21 protein-coding genes are annotated in these 21,172 nt (G+C 53.9%); 5 read left to right on the top strand and 16 right to left on the bottom strand.

The genetic code is table 11. The annotated features are described in order from the left end of the window. Positions 1-204 precede the first annotated feature (204 nt). Entirely contained in the window at positions 205-909 is a 705-nt protein-coding gene (gene rluF / locus EXW96_RS19235) for a 23S rRNA pseudouridine(2604) synthase RluF (RefSeq protein ID WP_054817023.1), read from the bottom strand. A gap of 178 nt (positions 910-1,087) precedes the next feature. Between rluF and EXW96_RS19230 the strand changes: the two genes are divergently transcribed. After that, positions 1,088-3,391, top strand: coding sequence for a transglycosylase domain-containing protein (locus EXW96_RS19230; protein ID WP_174351198.1), 2,304 nt, complete (start codon positions 1,088-1,090; stop codon positions 3,389-3,391). A gap of 1 nt (position 3,392) precedes the next feature. On the opposite strand, the gene EXW96_RS19225 is transcribed toward EXW96_RS19230, so the two are convergent. Next, on the bottom strand, positions 3,393-4,748 hold the full coding sequence (locus tag EXW96_RS19225) for an MFS transporter (RefSeq protein WP_174351197.1): 1,356 nt from the start codon (positions 4,746-4,748) through the stop codon (positions 3,393-3,395). Positions 4,749-4,901: 153 nt separating this feature from the next. Here EXW96_RS19225 and EXW96_RS19220 point away from each other — a divergent pair, with 153 nt between their 5' ends. After that, positions 4,902-5,069, top strand: coding sequence for a hypothetical protein (locus tag EXW96_RS19220; RefSeq protein WP_249929662.1), 168 nt, complete (start codon positions 4,902-4,904; stop codon positions 5,067-5,069). Further along, on the top strand, positions 5,062-5,238 hold the full coding sequence (locus tag EXW96_RS19215; RefSeq protein WP_171006006.1) for a hypothetical protein: 177 nt from the start codon (positions 5,062-5,064) through the stop codon (positions 5,236-5,238). Before EXW96_RS19220 ends, EXW96_RS19215 begins: the two co-directional genes overlap by 8 nt. Before the next feature lie 184 nt (positions 5,239-5,422). On the opposite strand, the gene EXW96_RS19210 is transcribed toward EXW96_RS19215, so the two are convergent. Then, positions 5,423-6,418: a hypothetical protein gene (locus EXW96_RS19210; RefSeq protein ID WP_174351196.1), complete on the bottom strand. Its 996-nt coding sequence runs from the start codon at positions 6,416-6,418 to the stop codon at positions 5,423-5,425. Between the two features lie 110 nt (positions 6,419-6,528). Next, complete coding sequence (locus EXW96_RS19205) at positions 6,529-7,059, bottom strand: hypothetical protein (RefSeq protein WP_174351195.1); 531 nt, start codon at positions 7,057-7,059, stop codon at positions 6,529-6,531. 159 nt (positions 7,060-7,218) lie between these two features. Here EXW96_RS19205 and EXW96_RS19200 point away from each other — a divergent pair, with 159 nt between their 5' ends. Continuing rightward, positions 7,219-7,368 (top strand): hypothetical protein, encoded by a 150-nt coding sequence (locus EXW96_RS19200; protein ID WP_174351194.1) that lies wholly within the window; start codon positions 7,219-7,221, stop codon positions 7,366-7,368. 48 nt (positions 7,369-7,416) lie between these two features. Here EXW96_RS19200 and EXW96_RS19195 read toward each other — a convergent pair whose 3' ends face one another. The 9 genes from EXW96_RS19195 to EXW96_RS19155 all read right to left on the bottom strand — a co-directional run bounded on the left by EXW96_RS19195 (position 7,417) and on the right by EXW96_RS19155 (position 15,913). Next, positions 7,417-7,959, bottom strand: coding sequence for a DNA-deoxyinosine glycosylase (locus EXW96_RS19195; protein WP_174351193.1), 543 nt, complete (start codon positions 7,957-7,959; stop codon positions 7,417-7,419). After that, positions 7,956-8,873, bottom strand: coding sequence for a DMT family transporter (locus tag EXW96_RS19190; protein WP_174351192.1), 918 nt, complete (start codon positions 8,871-8,873; stop codon positions 7,956-7,958). Before EXW96_RS19190 ends, EXW96_RS19195 begins: the two co-directional genes overlap by 4 nt. Positions 8,874-8,979: 106 nt before the next feature. Further along, the gene (locus tag EXW96_RS19185; protein WP_062410278.1) at positions 8,980-10,179 is read right to left on the bottom strand and encodes a class I SAM-dependent methyltransferase; all 1,200 of its coding nucleotides are present in this window, start codon (positions 10,177-10,179) and stop codon (positions 8,980-8,982) included. 24 nt (positions 10,180-10,203) lie between these two features. Continuing rightward, a complete protein-coding gene (locus EXW96_RS19180) occupies positions 10,204-11,394 on the bottom strand; it encodes a PQQ-dependent sugar dehydrogenase (protein WP_174351191.1) in 1,191 nt (396 codons plus the stop codon). Between the two features lie 97 nt (positions 11,395-11,491). Beyond that, positions 11,492-11,932 carry a Dps family protein gene (locus EXW96_RS19175; protein ID WP_054817020.1) on the bottom strand — a complete coding sequence of 147 codons (441 nt, stop codon included), beginning with the start codon at positions 11,930-11,932 and terminating at the stop codon, positions 11,492-11,494. A 283-nt stretch (positions 11,933-12,215) separates the two neighbouring features. Then, a complete protein-coding gene (locus EXW96_RS19170; RefSeq protein WP_217437425.1) occupies positions 12,216-12,899 on the bottom strand; it encodes a serine/threonine protein kinase in 684 nt (227 codons plus the stop codon). 387 nt (positions 12,900-13,286) lie between these two features. Then, positions 13,287-13,553, bottom strand: coding sequence for a hypothetical protein (locus tag EXW96_RS19165; protein ID WP_174351190.1), 267 nt, complete (start codon positions 13,551-13,553; stop codon positions 13,287-13,289). A 342-nt stretch (positions 13,554-13,895) separates the two neighbouring features. Beyond that, entirely contained in the window at positions 13,896-14,882 is a 987-nt protein-coding gene (locus EXW96_RS19160) for a cation diffusion facilitator family transporter (protein ID WP_062410275.1), read from the bottom strand. A 185-nt stretch (positions 14,883-15,067) separates the two neighbouring features. After that, a complete protein-coding gene (locus EXW96_RS19155; protein WP_062410274.1) occupies positions 15,068-15,913 on the bottom strand; it encodes a DUF72 domain-containing protein in 846 nt (281 codons plus the stop codon). Between the two features lie 299 nt (positions 15,914-16,212). On the opposite strand from EXW96_RS19155, the gene EXW96_RS19150 reads away from it, so the two are divergent. Then, the gene (locus EXW96_RS19150; RefSeq protein ID WP_074728933.1) at positions 16,213-17,904 is read left to right on the top strand and encodes a glutamine--tRNA ligase/YqeY domain fusion protein; all 1,692 of its coding nucleotides are present in this window, start codon (positions 16,213-16,215) and stop codon (positions 17,902-17,904) included. A 51-nt stretch (positions 17,905-17,955) separates the two neighbouring features. Here the strand turns inward: EXW96_RS19150 and EXW96_RS19145 are convergent, their stop codons facing one another. From EXW96_RS19145 to EXW96_RS19135, 3 genes are all read right to left on the bottom strand, one after another. Beyond that, a complete protein-coding gene (locus EXW96_RS19145; protein WP_054817018.1) occupies positions 17,956-18,780 on the bottom strand; it encodes a carbohydrate ABC transporter permease in 825 nt (274 codons plus the stop codon). Further along, positions 18,777-19,700 (bottom strand): carbohydrate ABC transporter permease, encoded by a 924-nt coding sequence (locus EXW96_RS19140; protein ID WP_062410273.1) that lies wholly within the window; start codon positions 19,698-19,700, stop codon positions 18,777-18,779. The genes EXW96_RS19145 and EXW96_RS19140 overlap by 4 nt, the downstream gene beginning before the upstream one ends. Before the next feature lie 82 nt (positions 19,701-19,782). After that, positions 19,783-21,105: an ABC transporter substrate-binding protein gene (locus EXW96_RS19135; RefSeq protein ID WP_174351189.1), complete on the bottom strand. Its 1,323-nt coding sequence runs from the start codon at positions 21,103-21,105 to the stop codon at positions 19,783-19,785. Positions 21,106-21,172: the final 67 nt, after the last annotated feature.

Genomic DNA, 21,172 nt, shown 5'->3' with positions numbered 1-21,172 from the left:
ACGGGGATTTAGTCGGGGTCGTCAACAACTGGTTTAGGTGAGAAGACACTGGCCGGGGAAAAATCTTTATTGTTGAAAAGAGCCCCGGCACCTAACGCTTCCGGGACTCGAAATCGGCTTGTTGAGCCGCATCGTGGAAGTAAACGGCGTCTTGTCGCCGCTTGCCTCCCAAGACAGATTACAAAATTCAGGTGCCTGAATCCGTCACGTATGAGCTTCATGCCCGATCTGACGAAACAAAGCTTCCAGCTCATCAGGCTTGAGGTCGCGCCACCGCCCTAACGGCAAATCGCCAAGCTTGATATTCATGATACGCACCCTCTTCAGCTTTCGCACCTCATATCCGAAAGCCGCGCACATCCGCCTGATCTGCCGGTTGAGTCCTTGGGTCAAAATAATGCGGAACGTACGATCGTCCAGACGTGTGATCCGACACGGCTTAGTCACGGTTCCGAGAATGCGGACGCCGCCGGACATGCCCTGAACAAACATCGGCGTGATCGGCTTATCCACCGTAACGATATATTCTTTTTCGTGCTCGTATTCCGAACGCAATATTTTATTGACGATATCCCCGTCATTGGTCAGCAAAATAAGCCCTTCGGAATCCTTATCGAGCCGCCCGATCGGAAAAATCCGCTCCCGATGCCCCACGAAATCCACGATATTGCCTCGGATATGCCGCTCCGTCGTACTGGTAATGCCCACCGGCTTGTTTAGTGCGATGTACACATGCTTCTTTTTAGCACCCACTCTTTTCCCGTCAATCCGTACTTCATCGCCCTCGTTTACTTGAGTTCCCAGCTCCGCCAGCTTGCCGTTAATGGTCACGCGCTTCGCTTCGATCAATTTATCCACTTCACGACGGGAACAAAAACCCGTTTCGCTTATAAACTTGTTAATTCGCATGAAAACCCTACTTCCGCATACCATTGGCATTTTTCATTGCTTTATTATATCATGCCGGTTTCCCGTATCAAATTTCCGAAACCCGTGTCACGGTTTTCCGTTTTTCAGCCCGTCCACCAGCTTAAAAAGGGGGGTGGCTGCGAATAGGTTAGCAGAGATAGAAAGGGGTATAGATGGAATGAAACGTTCACCGATAAATGGCTGGTTGAGCCGGAACCCTAAAGAATCCACACCGTCGGCCTCCCTCCAAAAGCCATCCGGTGTGAGGCATAATCCGTCCGGTTCCCCTGAAAGGAGCCATAAGCAGGCGCTTCAGGCCGCACGTGCCGCTTGGGGCAAAACAGCCGGAAAATCGCAGGGGGCTAGCAGTTCCCAGGGACCTGCCGTGAAACCGGAACAAAAGCAGAACAAGACGGATATCGCTGGACCGGAAACAGAAGCACCGTCTAAAGTCGCAAAATCCGGGAAGTGGAGGGTCAAGCGCCGGATGCTGCTGTGGAGTGCTCTGCTGCTGTTTTTGGCCGGTACATCCTTCATCGGTCTGTTCGCATTGTGGGTTCGCGGCTTGGACATCAGCAAGCTCGAGCATCCGCTTCCCGAGCCGAGCTTCGTGATGGATGCCGGCGAACAGCCGGTTTCCCAGCTTTCCTCCTCGCGCATCATCCCTGTGCCGCTTGCGGAGATTCCGGCAGACCTGAAAAACGCCGTGATCGCCGTGGAAGATCGCCGTTTCTATGAACACGCGGGATTCGACCTCTGGTCGATCGGGAGGGCGCTGATCCGCGATCTGCAGTCGGGCTCCCTGAAGGAAGGCGGCAGCACGATTACCCAGCAGCTGGCCAAAAACCTGTTCCTGGATTCGGATAAAACGCTCAGCCGGAAAGTGAAAGAATTGGGCTACGCCATCAAAATCAATTTTGCCTACAGCAAGGATGAAATCTTGGAGCTGTACTTAAACAGCATCTATTATGGAGAAGGACGCTGGGGCGTGGAAGGAGCGGCCCGGCAATATTTCGGCAAGCCGGTTAAAGAGCTGACACTGGCGGAATCGGCTCTGCTCGCCGGACTGCCGAAGGCGCCGACGCTCTACTCGCCTGTCAAAAATCCGGATAAAGCCTTGGAACGCCGCAATCTGGTTCTTTCCTTGATGCTGGAACAGGGGACCATTGACGAAGCGACTTACGCGCAAACCGTCAATCAGCCGATTGCGCTCAAACCCGACAATGGAGAATCGCTCAAGGGACGATATCCCTCCTTCGTCGATTATGTGATGGATGAAGCGGAGAGGCTGTACGGCTTCACGGAGCAGCAAATACTGACGCTGGGACTCCGCATTCATACGACAATGGATGTGAAGGTGCAGCAGGCTGCCGAAGAAGTGTATCGCACCGATGCGCTGTTTCCCGCAGATCCGGGGGATCGGCCTGTTCAAAGCGGAGTCGTCGTTCTCGATCATCGTACCGGCGGCATTCGGGCCATCGTCGGGGCACGCGGGGATCAGGTATACCGCGGCTTCAACCGCGCTACGAAGCTGAAGCGCCAGCCAGGCTCTACGTTCAAGCCGCTGGCTGTTTACGGCCCTGCGCTCGAACGCGGGTACACTCCCGACTCGCTGCTTTACGATGGCCGGCTCGACATCGGAGGCTACCGGCCCAGCAACTGGGATGGACAGACGCGCGGGCAGGTTACATTGCGGGAGGCCGTACTGCGCTCGTGGAACATCCCTCCCGTCTGGCTCCTGAACGAAATCGGGATCGATGCGGGGCTGGACTATGTACGCCGGGCCGGCATCGACCTGCCGGAGAAAGACCGCAACTTGAGCCTGGCTCTCGGCGGTCTGTCCGCGGGCGTCTCCCCCCTGCAGATGGCACAGGCCTACGGCGCCATCGCCAATCAAGGGGTGATGGAACGGGCCCACGCCATCACACGGATCACAACCAAGGACGGGCATCCCTTGGTCGAAGCCGTACCGCAGAGGACAATGCTCACGGCTCCCGTCCATGCTTATACGATGACGCAGCTTCTGCAGGAAGCCGTAGCCGTCGGAACGGGCCAAGCGGCTGCGCTTCTTGACGGACGCCCCACGGCGGGGAAGACAGGCACGACCCAGCTGCCGGATACCCCTGAATTTGCAAGGATTGGCGGCAACGGGGCGAAAGATGCCTGGTTCGTAGGATTTACACCCGAGCTGACCGCCGCGATCTGGCTCGGGTACGACAAGACCGATCAGAATCATTACCTGACGACCTCGGGCGGTGCGGTGCCGGCGGTGCTCTTTCGTGAAATCATGACCCGGGCGTTAAAGGATGTGCCGGTCACCCCGTTCCCTGTCCCGGATGAAGTGCTTGCCGCACAGCAAGCCCAACTGCAAGCCAAGCCATCCAAGCGGCAAAATATGTACCGTGACGAAGAAGATCGCAAGCCCAAACGCGAAGAAAGAAGAGCTAAGGAAGAAAGGAAAGATCGAAAGAACGACGATTAACTTAGAGTTCGCCGAGCTTTTTGGCAGGCATACCTTTGTTTTCGTGCTTCATAAACAGAAAAAGAGTGGAAGCGAGTGCGACCAGCGCGACAATGAAGCCATAAAGGAACAGCCGGTGTATCCCGGTCATAAATTCGGGAGCATTCGTCAGGAGAGCCCCCATGATCGTTACTCCCGCCGCTGTCCCGATATTACGGGCAAACACCTGCAGCGAGGTGGAAATTCCCTTCTGATGGGAATCGACAAGCTGCTGGGAGCCGATGACGGAAACGGTAACCAGCAAGCCAAAGGCCATCCCCTGCAGCAGCAAGGCGCCATTAACGAACCAGAAGCCCCCCTGATCCGGTAAAAACAGCAAAAGCAGACCCGACAGAACCAAAAGGGCATTCCCGATCACGAGCAGCGGCCGGTAGCCGAATTTCAGTATCCATTTGCCTGCAGGCACCCCCATGAGGCTCCACCCAACGGACATGCCGATGAGCGCCAACCCGCTCATAAAGACCGAATATCCCTGGTGCTGCAAATAATATGGAATGTAGCTCGAAGCGCCGAATAAAGCTGCACAGGTCAAAAAGGCATTCAGATTCATCCACGCTACCGTCCCGTTTCGCATCAGCTCCACCGGTACGATCGGGGACGGATGCCTTCGCTCATTCCATATGAAAAGCGCCATGAACAGCAGGCCCAGGACGGTATACAGCAGATAGCCTTCCGCAACCACCGTGTTGAGAAGGAGAAGTCCGATCCCCAACCCGAACAAAAGCGATCCTGTATAATTGATTGTGCTTTTGCGGGCCTGGTATACTTCCCGATATGGAATCAGCAGCAATAAAGAGGCCAGACAAATCGGGATGTTGATATAGAAAATCCAGCGCCATGTTAATCGCTCGATAAACAAACTGCCCAGGAGGGGCGCCAATACAGCCGATAATCCCCACATCCCTGTAAAAAGCGCCTGGATTTTGCCCCGCGCTTCCACTGAGAACAAATCGCCCGCAATGATAGCCGGAAAGGCAATCATCGCTCCGGCCCCCAGCCCTTGGACGCCGCGGTACAGAACCAACTCCAGCATGGAGGATGCCATTCCGCACAGGATGGAGCCTACCAAAAAGATTAAGATCCCAACGGCCAGTACTTTTTTCCTCCCGAATATATCGGAGATCCGTCCGCTGAGCGGCGTTACGATCGTACAGATAATCATATAGGAAGCGAAGCTCCACGCATACAGCTTTACATTTCCAAGCTCTTCGGCGATTAACGGCATCGTCGTATTCATAATGGTCGTATCTATCGATGAAATCAGCACGGCGAGCACTATGCTGGTCATCACGGCCATGCGGTTCCATTGGAGGCTCATCGGATTTCCCCACCCTTCCGTTCCTTCGATTTTTGCAGTACTTCCAATATATCACAGCTCCCGGGTCCGATCTACCAATGCATGAATGACTCTCCCATCGGAGAGGATAAGAAAAGTTCACATTATCCGAATGCCGATAGAAGGAGCTTGACGATGAAAATCGAAACCAAATCTTATCAAGTCGCCCGTTTGCCGAAACCATCGGAATCGGAGACGGTCAGCATCATTCAGGAGGCCGAGTCCAAGCTTTCCGGGCTGACCGGACAAGCCATTACCCTGATCGCTTATTCCAAGTCGGAAGAGGGAGATTCTCATGCCTGAAAGCCGCAAATCCCGTATAACGCCGGAACACAGACATAACGAACCGACCATTGCGCCGGGCTTAAACACTCACGATCCTTTGGAGGAGAAAGCTTCCCGCGAGGAAATCGAGCATGGGGATTCCACCTCGGTCATTCGGTTGTATCTTGACCGTACGCCCGAAGAGTAATCATTCAATCGAGTAGGAGGGGGCGTGACATAGAGGGTCTTGCCCTCAGCTACGGTAGGCGCTCGCCAGCCCCCGTTCGGGACTCTCACCCTAAAGATGACGCCCATGCTGGGCGTACCAAAAAAAGGACCTGACGGAACAGCGTCAGATCCTTCTACGTGTCTGATGAAGGCATGTTGACCTTTTAATCGTCGTCGTGGTCATCATCGTCGTCATCGTGCTTGCCGCGGTCTTTGTCATGCCCTTTTCCCTTGTTGTGCTCCTTCTCCTTTCCTTTGCCTTTGAGCTCCGATTTCGGATGTTCGGCCGGAGAGATTTTCACGGCACCGGTATCGTCTTTCCATTGAATATCCAGCTTCCATTTGGCGGAAGAGACATCCCGCAGCTTGAACTCCGCTGCTAAACGCTGCTTCAGCGCCTGCTCCCAAGCGGCTTTATCCTCGGGCAGCCCCTGCATCAACATCAACAGCACGTGCTCTGCCTCCGCGCCTTTCATGCGGATCACCGAGCGATCCTTCATTTTGATCTGCAGTTCCGCTTCTGCTTCTTTGCCCTTCGGCTCGTGCTCCAGCTTGAGCTCCAGCTCCTTGCTTTTCAGTTCAAGCTCCAGCTCTTTCCACGGCCAAGCATAGAGATCCTGCTCCATTGGAACGTGTGTGCTGCCTGCAGAAGGCTGAGCAGCCGGCGGCACGGCAGAGACACCGGCGTTCACATCCGATGAAGGCGCAGCCCCCCCGCTACTGTCAGGTTTTGTTTCCGCAGGCGAAGCTGCTTCCACCGAAGGTGCTGCTTGTGCGGACGGAGCCGGACCGGCATCAGCAGGCACGGCAGGAGCCGCTTCTGCATCCGTGCTTTGATCCGCCGCTTTGATATAAGCCGCTTGATTTTTACTGTTAAAGATGATGTCCAGTGTATCGCCCTGCTTCAGTTCCGCCAACGTCGCCTTTTGCGAATTCCGGTATACCCACACATCCGCTGCAAGCGGATACGTTCTCTCCATGTCCTCATAGGCCACAGTGATTCTACGGTTTCCTTCGTCCAGACAAACGAATTGGCCCTTGATCTGCTCCGAAATTTCCGCCGAAACCGGCTGGTCACCGATCCAAGCCGCGCCGCTGATCAAGCTGATGATCAGCAAACCGGCGATCACCATCCATGCGATTTTTTTTCTTCCCCCCATGGTTCCCCCTCCTGCTTCAAAATGGCCTCATAAAACCCATTACCGCTCGATGTCATTGTTGAAGAGTCACCATAAGGTTCGCATGTTCCGCCAATTTTCAGGCCATCCGTTTACACCCATTCCCAGCGATGCTCGTACTGGAGCAAACGCGGGTGGATTCCTCCGACTTCCTTACCAGATATCAAGAGGCGGAGCTTTCTGATCCAGGCTTCGAATGAATCATAAGAGGCCAGCAAATTCGCCGTGTCGCCAGTAACATATACGAAGAAAGGCCCATCGTATTTATCTTCGAGGAAACGGAAGGCTGTGTCGACCGGAGTGTATTTTTTACGTTTGTTTTCAAACCGCTCGATCACATAATCCAGATCGGTCCCGGCGGCATCAAGCAAGGCCTGGAGCGCATCCACCCTGCGATAGTATGGCGTAAAGGCGCCTTTGACCATTCTGCGGAGCGTCTCTTCATGAAGAGGGTAAAATACGGTCTTGGCCAGGTTTCGCCGGTCGGCCAGCTCCCAAACCTTCTCCAGATCCCGCTCCGTAAATTCCTCGAAACTATCGTATACCCAAAGACTTCCTCGTTCCTTATTCCGCGGATCAGGCGGCTCGTAACCGAAAGGCACCCGGATGTTATCGCGCGCCATTGTCTTCTACCTCCTTACCGAAGTCCCGGATTAGTATCCCGTGAAGCCTTTTTCCCATGCGGGAAGGAAGGGATACCGGGTCCGAAGTATATTTTCCCAGATTGAGGAGCACGTTAAATCATGAAATCAGCAGCAGGTAAGCGAAAGGAGGACGCTCGCATGTCGGAGAACAAAAAGCATCAAGGCAACTATGAGGGAACGGCATCTACGGAAGCAGAAAATCAAAGCATGGAATTTGTGAACGATACGGTAGAGAACGTCAAAACCACGAAAAATTTGATCGGCGCCACGCAAAAAGAAAAAGAATAAGCGTCGAACACCCGGGTGGGATAGCCGATCCGGGTGTTCGTCCTGCTTTTATCCTTCCGCTCCACTTAACCAAGCCTCCCGAAGCGGCTGCCACGCCTCCAGCTTGGCGCTGAACATCATTGCCCGGGCCGGACTCGACGACGGCAGCAGCCTGTAGCACCGAAGCGCGGCGTCCTTCTCCACAGGCTTCACATAACGCCGATACAACTGCTCCGAAGCGCTCCCGTTAAAGAAAACAAATCGAATATACGGGCAGCGCTGATAAAAACGTTCAAAATCGTTAGCTTCCGGCCGACGGATCGCCGCATCAAGACTGCCTTGGCGCTCGCATGACCGCAGCACGTCCCAAAGCGCCACCCGGCGCGATAAAGCGAACCGAATCCTGGCCTCATAAGAAGGCTCCGGGGCGCCACCGTCCAGCAGCGCATAGAGAAGCCTCCAAAAATGATTGCGCGGATGCCCGTAATACTGCCCCACGTCAAGCGACGCCTTCCCCGGCATGGAACCGAGTATCAGGATTCGGCACCGTTCATCGGCCACCGGGGGAAATCCCGTCAAAAGCGGCCCCCGAGGCTGATTAGTCTCCTTCATCTTACATCCGCCCCTCCGCTTGGCCCCGCCATTTTCCTGGATATCTGGCGTTCCACCGCCGAACGAAGAGGCAAATTCAGCAGCACCAGCCCGGCGACAAAAAGTCCTCCGCCGCCGATCACATAGATCGTAATCGGATCATGGTAAAACAAATAGGCCCACAAAATCGAAAAGAGCACCCAGCTGTTGCTGACGATGACCGCAATGGGGAAAGAAACCAGCTTGAGCGCGAGTGAGAACCAATAGAAGCCAAGCCCTGTAATGACCCCAAGCAGCACCAGAGCCAGCAGGCCGTAAACGCTGAATTCGCCTGACCAGGAAAAGGTCCAGGGCAGCGGAAGCGCCAGCAGAACCGTGCACACCAGAAAGACGGAGAAATTCATATTCCCTGCATCCATCTCCTTGATCAGCACCTTCTGGCTCAGCACGTGAAACGCCGTACCGAGAGCAGCAAGCCCATACAACAGCGAGGTCACCATCCCGCCTTGGAGCAATTCGGATAACGAGAGGCCGTTCCAGCTGATCAGCAGGACGCCGACAATACAAAGCGCCGCGGCGATCCACCCTCTGACCGATACGTGTTCCTTAAACCAGAAAGCCGACAGCACCAGCAAAATGACCGTCTGAATCGGTCCGATCAGAATATTGCCGTAAGAATAACCGATCGATAAGGCGATATTTTCAAATAAATAATTGCAGCATTTCCCTGCCGCCCCGATCCATATCCACTTCATGTTAAATCTCAGCTTCAAGGCGCGGTCCTTCAGGAGCAGCAGACCTCCCAAAAACACAATGCCAAACGCAAACCGGGCAAAGGCAATGGTTGTACTATCCACAAAACCGGTCGTTGATTTAACCAAAATGCCGACAAAGCTCCATGACAGCGTCGCCAGCAGCAGCAATAAATACCCCAAAACCCGGCACCTCGATTTTATGCATTCTTGAATGAATGCTTTGTAGGATTGTCTTATTGTAACACAAGCAGCCGGAAGCGGATGATCCTTTTCTCCGCCCACCCGGCTATGACTTCAGCAAGGCTGCCAGCTCCGGCTTCATCGCACGCTCCAAATAAAGATCCGCCTGAAGAAAGTTGCGGAAGGCGATATAGCTCTCCGCCAGCTTGGCCTGCTCCGCAGGCGGCAGCGGCTTCTCGCTGCGGACCGCGCGAATGAGAATATTTTTCGGCGTGTGTTCCATATCGATAAACTCAAGCAGCTGTGTCCGGTAGCCGAGAAGCTCCAGCAGCTTGGCGCGAATCGCATCCGTAGCCAGCGCCGAGAAACGTTCCTTCAAGATTCCGTGCTGAAGCAGCGGCCCCAGCACCTCGCTGCGGACCTGCCGGAACAGCTCATGCTGGCAGCAGGGCACCGACAAAATCACCGAAGCGCCCCAGCGGACCGCCTTCTCCAGCGCCGCATCGGTCGCCGTATCGCAGGCATGCAGCGTCACCACCATATCCACCTGCTGCAGCCCGTCATATTGGGCGATGTCGCCTACCAAAAACCGCAAGCCGTCATAGCTGAGCCGTTGGGCAAGCGCGCTGCAGCTGCTGATGACATCTTCTTTAAGATCCAGGCCAACAACCCGCAGATCGATCCCCTGCATCACCTTCAAGTAATGGTAGAGAGCGAAGGTCAAATACGATTTGCCGCAGCCGAAGTCCACCATATGCAAGGTCCTCCCTTGCGGCAGATGAGGCAGTACGTCAGCAATCATCTCCAGAAAACGGTTGATTTGACGGAATTTATCGTATTTCTTCGCCAACACCTTTCCCTCTGCATTCATGATGCCAAGCTCGACAAGAAAGGGAACGGGCTCCCCTTCTTCGATGACATAATTCTTTTTCCGGTTATGGGTGATGGCTGCGACCGCTTGCTTGGTCGGCGGTTTCTTCAGAATGCCGGTCTTGCCTTTTTTGCTGATCAGCACCTGGTAATCCGCCTCCCCGGTCTGCAGAAGCCCTTGGCGGAATTGCTCCGCGAACAGCTCGGCAAACCTTGCTTCCGCTTCTTCCGGGCGCAGGTTGTCATGAAACACCTTCGGACCGCAAAATGAGCTGAACTGGTAGTTCAGCTCACCTTTTAGCTCCACCGGCTTGACCGTCACCTTCGTGCACCCGTTACCGCTCGGGTCGCGGCGGCGCACCTGGCTGAGCGTCGCTTGAATCAGCAAGCGTTCACCCAGCAATCTTTTGATTAGCTCCAACAGCTCTTCTTGCATGGTTAAGTCACAATCCTCATCCGTTTATTTATTGAAAGCGGGAATGAAGCGAACGATTTTATCATCGTCGTCCTTCGGATTCCCTCGGCCATCGCGGTTATTGGTCAAAATATAGATTGAACCGTCCGGCGCTTCGGTTACTGTGCGAATGCGCCCAAACTCCCCTTTGAGCAAAGCATCCGAGGCATGCACGCCCTTGCCATCCTCCGTCAGAACCACATGCAGCACCTGCGTGCCGCGAAGATTCGCAACAAGCAAATGGCCTTTCCAAGGCCCTTGACTGATAAACGTCATACCTGACGGCGCCCAAGTGACGGTATGGCTGTGCAGTATGGGCTTCATCAGCGGTCCGGGACCTGCCTTGTCCGTATGGTTGTTGTCCGGCTTTGCCTCGGTTTCATCGCCTTGAACCAATGGCCATCCGTAATTGGCACCCGGCTCAATCCGATTGATCTCATCGTGCGCCGATTGTCCGTGCTCCGAGCTGTACAGCTGTCCTGTCTCCGGATGCCACGCCAGACCTTGCGGGTTGCGGTGACCGAAACTGTACACCGGCGAGCCCGGGAACGGATTGTCCGCCGGAATTGAACCGTCAGGGTGAATACGGAGGATTTTGCCCGCGAGTACACCAATATCCTGCGCCACGGATGGGGAGGCAGCATCTCCGTTCGTCACATATAGTAATCCGTCCGGCCCAAATTTAATGCGTCCGCCGTCATGAATCCGGTTGCCCGGCATGCCGTCCAGCAGCACCTTGTCGAGAGTCGCTTTGCCTCCGCTCTCCTTCAGCCGGACAACCCGGTTGAGCGGTTGATTTCCATTCATGTACGTGTGATAGACATACATATAATGGTTCTCGTTAAATTTCGGGTCCAGCGCAAGTCCGAGCAGTCCCGCTTCCCCTTGGGTGTACAGCTTGTCGTCAAAGCGGAACACCGGCTCGTCGACGAGCTTTCCCTGATCGATCAGCCGCAACGAACCTCCGCGCTCCGTAAAAAAGATACGGCCGTCCGGTGCAAATTCAATCTCCCATGGGATATCCAATCCGGTGGCGATAATTTCCTGTTTATACGGAATGGGAGATGATGCCGAATCGTTTGGAGCAGCGGGATTTTCGTTTACCGGCGAAGGAGCGGTTTGGCGGGCGGCATCGCAGCCGCTAAAAGCAAGCACGCATGCTAATCCTAAGAAAATGACCGATGATCGTCCGAACATATGAGTTTCCCTCCATCCCTTTTGTTTCCATTATACCCAAACGAAGCACAAAAAAGCGAACCCGTCTGACCGAAGAGGTTCGCTTGGCTTGATCTCCTTATTTGCCCAAAAACGATTCCAGCATCCACGTATGCTTTTCCAGCGAGCTGTGAATGGCAAGCAGCATATCGCCTGTCGTTTCATCGTCCGCCGCCTCGGCAATCGCCATTCCTTCCTTCAGCTCCGCGGCCACCGTGTTGAAGTCATTGGCGATAGCGCGGACCATCTGCTCCGCATTCTCGTTCCCCGTTGCCTCGTGTACGGTCGCCAGTTCCAAAATTTCACGCATGGTAGCTACCGGCTGGCCCTTGAGCGCAAGCAGACGCTCGGCCAGATTGTCCACATGCAGCGCAGCTTCGGTATATAATTCCTCAAATTTTACGTGCAGCGTGAAAAACTGAGGGCCTTTGACATACCAATGGTAATTGTGCAGCTTGATATACAGCAAGCTCCAGTTCGCAATCTGTGTGTTTAACACTTCGTTTAAGTTTTTGGACATCGGGGGGATCCTCCTTGAAATTTTCAATTTCACAAGCATAAGGTATGCTTACGAACGGTACTACGTATTATCTTGTGCGGAACGCCGCATGTTCATGTAGCAGGCTTTCATATACGGTTGTTACGAACCGTTTGGCCCCGCTTTTTAGAATGACCCGTCTTCCGTCCATTGACGGATGCCGTATCAGCGCCTCATTAACCATTTCGCCGACAAGTTTGTTTTTCCTGCCAAAAAAGGAAAATTGTCATTTCACAAGCGGCCAATCCGCCGCGGTTTCGTCCGCCTAATTACGAGCCGGCTTTTTCCACATCCGGTATCCGATCCGGACGGCGTTTAATATGAATTCAGGAATCGGCACCCGGCGAAGCGGCGGAATGTACAACAGATCGTATGCCTTTTTTAGGTCGTTCCACATGGAACAAGGCTCCTTGCGCAAAAAATCCGAGACATCCACCACGATACCCCGGCCGTCTTTCATCATGACATTCTTGCCGTGGACATCGTGCGGATAGAGCCCCTTCTGTACGGCATACGCCAAAGCGTCGTCGATATCTTCAATCACCTGCCGTGGAATCGGGATGGCGCGCCGGACGCAATCATACAGCGTAACGCCGCTCAACCGGCGAAGCACCAGATAGACATCTCCCACGTGTAAGCATTCGGAGAACGCCGGATGTTTTCCAAGCCGCCTGTACACCTCCGCTTCCTCTTCCAGGCCTTCACGTCCCGGTGCATACACCTTCACCACGCGGTCAGGATATGAGGGGTGCGCAAACACCCCTGCATAATTCCCCGCCCCGACCAGCCGCCACGGCTTCGGGTACCTGTGGACGACAACCGGATTGTGCGGCTGCTCGCTGGTCAGCGTCAGCCCGGGCAAAAGCTCCGATTCGACGAGTTCGATCCACCGCTGCCGTTTCCCGCAAGCTTTTTCCTCTTCCGACGGTTTCGCTAGATGATCCGCCATAACAGAATGTTGGTCTCCCTTTCACTCCGAGTTTGAAGCGAAATACCCTGCGGCATGAGGCTGTTCGGCGAGCTGCTCCTCCGTGACCCACGTGCAGCAGCTGGAAATTCGACCATCCGCAGGAGAATAATCATAAAAGACAACACGCTTCGTCGGAGATTAATATAGACAAGGTGTGCCCGTCAGGACTCCAGCCTATTCCAATTACTGTCATTGTAGCATAGAAGGTGCCGGAAAAGCGATGAAACACACGATACCGCCAAAGCTTGTACAGGCCATCCGCACAACCTGGAAGTAATGGGTACATACGTCCGGATCAGAGATAACCGCAGCTGACCTATGAGCATGAAGTAAAAGAAAAAGCCGGGCGGTTCCCGGCTTCATCGGCTACTCCTCTATTGGCTTCAAACTGTGCAAAGAGCTTTCATCCTCAGCCAGCATGTCGGCGGCCAGCTGTACCGGCTCTTGATTATGGCTGAGCGACGCCTGCTCGATCGACCGTTGCGCCTTCTCCACGGCTGTTTCGGCCTGTTCAATCATCTGCCCGGACGGATGCGACTCTGCCTGCTTTACGGCATTATGCGCCTTCTCCACCGAGTTTTGTGCTTGCGAAATCGGATTTTGCGACTGCAAGCTGGAATCGTAACGGGACATTCGCGGGTCCTCCTTTCTCCCTCAGTTCCTGCAACCGGGTCTTAAGGAACGGTCGCATCGGGTTGGTGTTAATGTGGGAAGAAACGGTGAAATTTATGCGAATGAAGAAGCCTTTTCCCGAAGTTGGGCAGGGTTCGTCAGGAGGAAGTATGTACTTGAAAAATATACCCTTGGCGGCATGCGGCGAATGCCGGAATGAACGGCTTAAGAAAAGGTCCCGTCGATAAGATCACCCGCTTACGGAAAAAGGCCATGGTTGGTCTTGGCGGTGGAGCGATCTCCGGCCTTTCAAAGGTCATGCCTGACCCTAACCAACCACAAAGACGTCGAATTCACGGGCCATCAGTGGCCTCCCCCTTTTTCATACTCGCATCTCTCATGAAGAATTCCTGAAGCCTCTACTTGTATGGTCGTATGATGAATATGGAATCGGGATGCAATGATTTGTATCGCGCTTTGCAGAATGTGCTGGCTGTCCCGGCCGTCCTCGATACGCAGATGGCAGCTTAGTGAATCCAGCCCGGAGGTAATGGTCCATATATGCAGGTCGTGCACATCGATCACGCCGTCTATGGTCTCCAAGGTCTTTTGTACCTCTTTCGAATTCAAACGGGCAGGCGCCCCTTCCATTAGAATGTGAACCGCATGCCGAATGACTCCCCATGCGCTCTTCAAAATCAGCAGCGCGACCAGCACGCTGATGATCGGATCAGCTACATACCAGCCGAACAGCAGCATCACCAACCCCGCGGCCATGGCGCCTACAGAGCCCAAGGCGTCTCCGATCACGTGCAGATACGCGCTGCGCAGATTGACGTTGTTGCGGACGTCGCCTTTACGCATCAAGGCCCAGGCACTCAGCAGGTTGGCGGCCAGGCCCGCGGAGGCGATCAGCATCATCGATCCGCTGGCGATTTCAGGAGGGGCCAAAAATCGGCCATAGGCTTCTTGTATAATAAAAAAGGCAATAACGAACAATGTCACGCCATTGAACAGCGCCGCTAGAATCTCGACCCGGTAAAAGCCATAGGTTTTGCCGGAGGTGGCCGGTCTCGCCGCAAAGCTGATCGCTACCAGACTGAGAAGCAGCGATCCCGCATCGCTCAGCATATGGCCGGCGTCGGAGAGCAGCGCCAGACTTCCCGTCACAAGCCCTCCGAAAAACTCGAGAAGCATGATGCTCGTGGTAATGATCAAGGCGAGGATGAGCCCTTTCTTATTGCCATCGCGGGCATGATCATGACGATGGTGATGGTGATGATGGCCGTGGTGGTCATGGTGATCGTGTTGGTGATGGTGTCCGTGATGATGACTGCTTGATTGAGACAAGATGCATTCCCCCTGACTGCGCAAATCAGCAAGTTCTATTATTATATGCCATAACATGGGTTTGTTTTACTTATATATGAACAATTATTCATATGTTCATTATGAATCTGCTTCCCTGATTTGTCAATCGTAACATTTCGCGTCCGGCATCCAGCGACAACGGGGTGAGTCAGGCGCGAAATGATTCAGAACAAGTCCAATTGCTGAGGCGCAAACGGTTTCGTCGGCTGATCCAGCAGTCTCATCAATTGGGCTGCATTGTGTGCCGCGTCTCCTCCCGAGTTGTTGTTGAAGATGACGCACACCTCGGCCGTCTGCTGCTGCAGCCGCTCCAAATGGCCTTTCCACTCCAGCAGCTCCGCCTCATTGTACCGGTATAAGTAGCGCACCTCCCGCCAATTGGGGCTGCCTCCCTGGTTCCAGCCTTCTGCGTTGCGGCCATGCATACGGACGATGGTGAGATTCGGATCAGTAGGATGCAACACGGTCGGAACAGATCCGACCCCCGCCTGCGGTTCGTCACAAATGCTGTGAATCCAGCCCTCCCGCTCCATAAAGGACAAGGTTTTCTCCTTCATATCGTCGTAAAACCAGCTTTGATGACGGAATTCCAAAGCAACGGGCAGGTCATCCATCCGCTTTCTTGTTTCCCGGAGCTGCTCCACGTTCATCCTCGTGCAGTCGAACCATGGCGGATACTGGAACAGCACCGCTTTCAGCTTGCCCGACTCTTGCACGGGACGGATCGAGCTGCAGAACGCTTCGAACATCGTCTTCGAGTCGGAGAATCGGCTCGGACCGCGAAGATGGCCGGTCATGCCTTGATAGGCCTTGATAACAAACGAAAAATCGGACGGGGTATCGTTTACCCACCGTTCGTAGGTGCTTTCCGACTGTATGGCATAAAAGGAGCTGTCCACCTCCACCACGGAAAAATAACGGCTGTATACCTTCAATTTATCCCTTGCCCCGACACTCCGTTCGTAAAGCTCATCATGATCCCCCCAGCCGGCAAGTCCGATTCGAATCATTCGCTCACCTCCAAATCCGTTATCGTTATTGTATCTTGTCCTTGTCCGGGTCACAAGCTTGCGAAGCCGGTCCATGAGCCAAGCAGACGAGTCCATTTCCATACAGGTACACCATTTTGACGGCTGCTTTACCGCAAAAGCCGCGTGTGCAAGAAAGGCCGGGAGGCCTGAAGTCATTGTACAAATTCGCCGCCCTATATGTCTGCCGCACCCTAAATTCATAGATTCGTGCTTAAAAACCATTATAATTGCGGTTCATTTTGTGTATTATAGATGTTAATAGATTTTTGCAGTTATTCATGTTAGAAAGGTTGATATCTGTGGAAACAACAAAACCTGTATCTGCTTCATCCTCCAATTATATTAAAACGATTATGGCCGAAGACTTAAAGGCGGGGAGAGTAAAAGAAATCGTGACCCGGTTTCCTCCGGAGCCCAACGGCTATCTGCATATCGGACACGCCAAATCGATCTGCTTGAATTTCGAGCTGGCGGACGAATTCGGCGGCAGGACGCATCTGCGCTTTGACGATACGAATCCGCTGAAGGAAGATACGGAGTATGTCGAATCGATCAAAGAAGATGTAAAGTGGCTCGGCTTTGACTGGGAGAAGTTGTTTTTCGCCTCCGATTTTTTCGAAGAAATGTACAATCGCGCCGTCCTGCTGATCCGTAAGGGCAAGGCGTATGTATGCGACCTGACGGCCGAGCAAATCCGCGAAACCCGCGGCACGCTCACCGAGCCCGGCAAAGAAAGCCCGTACCGGAACCGCAGCGTGGAGGAAAATCTCGACCTGTTCGAGCGGATGCGCAAGGGCGAATTCCAGAACGGCGAGAAGGTGCTCCGCGCCAAAATCGACATGGCCTCGCCGAATATCAACATGAGGGACCCGGTGCTGTACCGGATTTCGCACGCTCATCATCACAACACCGGTGACAAGTGGTGCATTTATCCGATGTACGATTATGCCCATCCGCTGGAGGATGCGATCGAGGGCGTCACTCATTCCATCTGCACAATGGAGTTTGCCGACCATCGCCCCTTGTATGATTGGGTCGTCCGTGAATGTGAAATGGAATGTGTGCCTCAACAATATGAATTCGGCCGGTTGAATCTGACCAATACCGTCATGAGCAAAAGAAAGCTCAAGCAGCTTGTGGACGAGAAGCTCGTGGACGGCTGGGACGACCCCCGGATGCCGACGATTTCCGGCCTGCGCCGCAAAGGTTATACACCGGAGGCGATTCGTGAGTTATGCCGCGAAGTCGGCGTGGTCAAGACGAACAACAGCGTGGTGGACGATAAACTGCTAGAGCATTTTATCCGTGAGGACCTGAAGCTGAAGGCGCCGCGCACGATGGCCGTGCTGCAGCCGTTAAAAGTCGTCATCACCAACTATCCGGAAGGTCAAGTGGAGATGCTGGATGCAGAGATCAACCCGGAGAACGAAGCGATGGGGACGCGCCAGATCCCGTTCTCCCGTGAGATTTACATCGAGCGGGACGACTTCATGGAGGAGCCGCCGAAGGGGTATCACCGTCTGTTCCCCGGCAATGAAGTACGCCTGAAGCACGCTTACTTCATCAAGTGCGAAGAAGTGATCAAGGATGCCGACGGCAACGTGGTTGAGCTGCGCTGTACCTACGATCCCGAGACCAAAAGCGGCAGCGGGTTTACCGGCCGCAAGGTGAAGGGGACGATCCACTGGGTTGAGGCTACAAGCGCTAAGCCGGCGGAATTCCGTTTGTATGAGCCGCTTATTCTCGACGACAACATGGAAGAGAGCGAATCATTCCTTGACAAGGTGAACCCGAATTCATTGGAGATCCTCCACGGTTATGTGGAGGACAACATGAAAAACGCGAAGCCTTATGATAAGTTCCAGATGTTCCGCCACGGCTACTTCAATGTAGACCCGAAACATACGACAACCGATAAGCTGGTATTCAACCGAATCGTATCGCTGAAAAGCTCGTTTCAGGTGAAATAAGCAAAATGCCCGCAGAGCATAGGCAGCAAGTGCTCTGCGGGCATTTCTCTTTTAGCCTTTGATTGATCCCGCGAGTAAGCCGCGGATGAAATATTTGCCAAGAAACACGTAAACCAGCAGGGTCGGCAGAGCGGCCAAAAGTGCGCCGGCCATTTGGACGTTCCACTGCACCACCTGACTGCCGGACAGATTCTGCAGAGCGACCATGATCGGCTGCTGCTTTTGGGTCGTAAGCGAAACTGCAAACAGAAACTCATTCCAGATGTTGGTGAACTGCCAAATGCCAACGACCACAAATCCTGTAATGGAAAGCGGAAATATGATGTAGCGGAAAATACCGAAAAATCCGTTGCCGTCGATTTTAGCCGCTTCAAGGAGCTCGGTCGGAATGCCCGCGTAGAAGTTCCTCAGGATGAGTGTACAAATCGGCAGGCCGTATACGACATGCACCAAAACCAGACCGGGAATCGAGTTGTACAGGCCGATCGTCTGCAGAAATTGAATGAGCGGAATCAGAATACTTTGATACGGGATGAACATCCCGAACAGCATCAGTGTAAACAATGTGTCGCTGCCGCGGAACTTCCATTTGCTCAACACATAGCCGTTCAGCGCTCCGAGCAGTGCAGAGAGCACCGTGGCAGGCACGGCGAGCAGCAGGCTGTTCCACAGATTCGGCGCCAGCTTGCTGAATGCTTCGCGATATCCCTCAAAGTAAACCCCGGAAGGAAGCTTCCACATCTGGTCGAGCGTAATCTCGTCCATTCCTTTGATGCTGGTGGTGACCATCACATACACCGGAAGCAGATAAAAGAGCGCCAGCAGAACGAGCAGCATATACAGCCCCCAGCGTCTCGCGTTCAGAGCGGTCGTCATGCCGACTCCTCCTTTCGCATACTGGCCATCAGGTAAGGTACAATGAGCAGCGACACCAGCACAAGCATAATCATCGATATGGCTGCGCCCTGGGCGTAATGATTGCCCCGGAACGTCGTCTCAAACATATATACGCCAGGCACATCCGTAACGAACATCGCGCCCGGTCCGGTCATCGCATAGACGAGATCGAAGATTTTGAGCGAAATATGCCCTAGAATAATGATGACGCTTACCGTAATCGGCTTCAATTGAGGCAGAATGATCTGAAACCAGATTTCCCGTTCCTTTGCCCCGTCTACCCGAGCCGCCTCCCTTAAGTCGTCCGGGATTGCGCGCAGCCCCGCCAAATACATCGCCATCGTGAATCCGGACATCTGCCAGACCGTAGCAATGGCGACGGCAATAAGCGCAAGCGGCAGGCCGAATTCGATTTGTCCAATGGAAATCGCTGGTACGATCCTGGTGCTGATATACCAATCCGGCACATTCGTTACGCCCAACGACTGCAAAATCAGGTTCAAGCCCGTGGACGGGTTGAGCAGCCACTGCCAGACAACGCCGGTAACAACAAACGACAGCGCCATTGGGAAAATGAAAATGTTGCGGAACAGCACCTCCGCTTTGATTTTCTGATCGATCAGGAGAGCCAGCAAAAGTCCGATGCCCATCGTCGCCGTAATAAACAAGATCGTAAACGCCAGCGTATTGCGCAAATCTGACTGAAACCGGAAATCCTGAAACAAAAATGAATAGTTTTTCAGCCCCGCGAAGCTCAGGTTCTTCACCAGTGTATTCCAATCGGTAAACGAAACGTAGCCGGTCCATGCGATAAAACCATATACAAACACAGCAATGGCTATAGCTGAGGGCAGGATCATGAGCACAGGGATCCACCGCTCCGAGGCTGATGTATTCATTTGTCATTCACCTCCCCAAACCAGACCCGGAACAGCCGGACAACGGTCTTGCCGCCGCCCGCGCCACCGGGTAAATTCCGTGTTACTTTTTGATACCGCTTGCGGCTGCAGCCTGCTGAAGCGACTTCGTAAATTGATCGACATCGCCCCTCGTAACAAAAATCGTCATGGCCTGATTGGCCTGTGTCACGAAGCCCTCAGGAGCGGCGGACCCGTGAGCCATGCTCGGCGCCAGCTTGCTTGTCTTGAAATCTTCAATCGTTTGTTGCCCGTACACGTCGTATTTGGTGACATCCGCATCGATCCGCGCCGGAATGGACCCTTTGAGCGGATTGAACACATCCTGCCCTTCGACAGACCCTAGTACCTTCAGGAACGATTTGATCGATTCCGGATCCTTCACACCCTTCGGCAGCCCGAACGTATCCGTGATGACCATAAAGCTTCCCTCCGAATCCGGTGTGGGCGTCCACCCGAAATCCTCATTCGGTTTCAGCTTGAGATCCGTAGTGAAGTACCCCTTCACCCAGTCGCCCATGACGTTCATGGCCGCCTCGCCCTTCGCTACGAGCTGGGCTGCATCCTGCCAGTTGCGCGCCGCATGGTCTTTATTGACGTAACCGATCATTTTTTTGAAGGTTTCCGCGGCTTTCTTGACCGATGCATCCTCAAAGCTCAGTTCACCGGTCCACAGTTTCTTGTAGCCGTCGGGACCGAGGGAGCCGAGAAGCACCGTCTCAAAAAGATGCGATGCCGTCCACGGCTCCTTATCTCCAAGCGCTAGCGGGGTGACCCCTTTGGCTTGGAGCGTATCCGCGACCCGGAAGAACTCCTCGAACGTTGTCGGAGCCTTCAGGCCATGCTGATCGAGCACCTTTTTGTTATAAAAGAGCACGTTGCCCCGGTGAATATTCACAGGAACGGAGTAAATTTGGCCGTCTTTGCTGACCAGCTCGATCAGTTCCTTCGGAAACTTATCCTTCCAGCCTTCCTGATCAAACAGATCGTTCAGCGGCTCCATTTTGCCTGCGGCGACCCATCCGGCATTCAGCTCCGCGCCTCCATGAACCTGGAACGTACCCGGGGGATCTCCGCCCTGCATCCGGCTTGCCAAAACGGCTTTGGCATTCGTACCCGCTCCGCCGGAGACGGCGGCATTGATGACTTCAATGTCCGGGTTTTTCTCCTTATACAGCTGAATAAGCCCCTTCAGTCCGGCTTCCTCGCCCGCTCCGGTCCACCAGCTGAAAATCTCCACCTGCTTCTTTACATCGGTTTTGGCAGGTTCGGACGGCTTCGGCGGCGTCTCCTGTCCCTGCGGATTCGGCGTTCCGGAGCTGCAGGCCGCAAGCAGCAGGCCACCGGCTGTCAAGACGGAAAGAACCTTTACCGTATTTCTTTTCATTTGTAATCTCCCCTTTGATCTGAGTTAAAACCGTTTAGCGCTCTATATGAAGTTTCACGATAGTATG

The organism is Paenibacillus sp. JMULE4 (genome assembly GCF_013337105.1).
GTDB classification, from domain to species: Bacteria; Bacillota; Bacilli; order Paenibacillales; family NBRC-103111; genus Paenibacillus_G; species Paenibacillus_G naphthalenovorans.
Note: the sequence above shows the minus strand (reverse complement) of the source record. Positions and strands in the feature narration are given on the sequence as shown.

What these genes read in the sequence shown, in the direction of transcription:
- rluF (WP_054817023.1), bottom strand. Translation starts at nt 909, where the DNA reads ATGCGAATTAACAAGTTTATAAGCGAAACGGGTTTTTGTTCCCGTCGT.
- EXW96_RS19230 (WP_174351198.1), top strand. Translation starts at nt 1,088, where the DNA reads ATGAAACGTTCACCGATAAATGGCTGGTTGAGCCGGAACCCTAAAGAA.
- EXW96_RS19225 (WP_174351197.1), bottom strand. Translation starts at nt 4,748, where the DNA reads ATGAGCCTCCAATGGAACCGCATGGCCGTGATGACCAGCATAGTGCTC.
- EXW96_RS19220 (WP_249929662.1), top strand. Translation starts at nt 4,902, where the DNA reads ATGAAAATCGAAACCAAATCTTATCAAGTCGCCCGTTTGCCGAAACCA.
- EXW96_RS19215 (WP_171006006.1), top strand. Translation starts at nt 5,062, where the DNA reads ATGCCTGAAAGCCGCAAATCCCGTATAACGCCGGAACACAGACATAAC.
- EXW96_RS19210 (WP_174351196.1), bottom strand. Translation starts at nt 6,418, where the DNA reads ATGGGGGGAAGAAAAAAAATCGCATGGATGGTGATCGCCGGTTTGCTG.
- EXW96_RS19205 (WP_174351195.1), bottom strand. Translation starts at nt 7,059, where the DNA reads ATGGCGCGCGATAACATCCGGGTGCCTTTCGGTTACGAGCCGCCTGAT.
- EXW96_RS19200 (WP_174351194.1), top strand. Translation starts at nt 7,219, where the DNA reads ATGTCGGAGAACAAAAAGCATCAAGGCAACTATGAGGGAACGGCATCT.
- EXW96_RS19195 (WP_174351193.1), bottom strand. Translation starts at nt 7,959, where the DNA reads ATGAAGGAGACTAATCAGCCTCGGGGGCCGCTTTTGACGGGATTTCCC.
- EXW96_RS19185 (WP_062410278.1), bottom strand. Translation starts at nt 10,179, where the DNA reads ATGCAAGAAGAGCTGTTGGAGCTAATCAAAAGATTGCTGGGTGAACGC.
- EXW96_RS19180 (WP_174351191.1), bottom strand. Translation starts at nt 11,394, where the DNA reads ATGTTCGGACGATCATCGGTCATTTTCTTAGGATTAGCATGCGTGCTT.
- EXW96_RS19175 (WP_054817020.1), bottom strand. Translation starts at nt 11,932, where the DNA reads ATGTCCAAAAACTTAAACGAAGTGTTAAACACACAGATTGCGAACTGG.
- EXW96_RS19170 (WP_217437425.1), bottom strand. Translation starts at nt 12,899, where the DNA reads ATGGCGGATCATCTAGCGAAACCGTCGGAAGAGGAAAAAGCTTGCGGG.
- EXW96_RS19165 (WP_174351190.1), bottom strand. Translation starts at nt 13,553, where the DNA reads ATGTCCCGTTACGATTCCAGCTTGCAGTCGCAAAATCCGATTTCGCAA.
- EXW96_RS19155 (WP_062410274.1), bottom strand. Translation starts at nt 15,913, where the DNA reads ATGATTCGAATCGGACTTGCCGGCTGGGGGGATCATGATGAGCTTTAC.
- EXW96_RS19150 (WP_074728933.1), top strand. Translation starts at nt 16,213, where the DNA reads ATGTTAGAAAGGTTGATATCTGTGGAAACAACAAAACCTGTATCTGCT.
- EXW96_RS19145 (WP_054817018.1), bottom strand. Translation starts at nt 18,780, where the DNA reads ATGACGACCGCTCTGAACGCGAGACGCTGGGGGCTGTATATGCTGCTC.
- EXW96_RS19140 (WP_062410273.1), bottom strand. Translation starts at nt 19,700, where the DNA reads ATGAATACATCAGCCTCGGAGCGGTGGATCCCTGTGCTCATGATCCTG.
- EXW96_RS19135 (WP_174351189.1), bottom strand. Translation starts at nt 21,105, where the DNA reads ATGAAAAGAAATACGGTAAAGGTTCTTTCCGTCTTGACAGCCGGTGGC.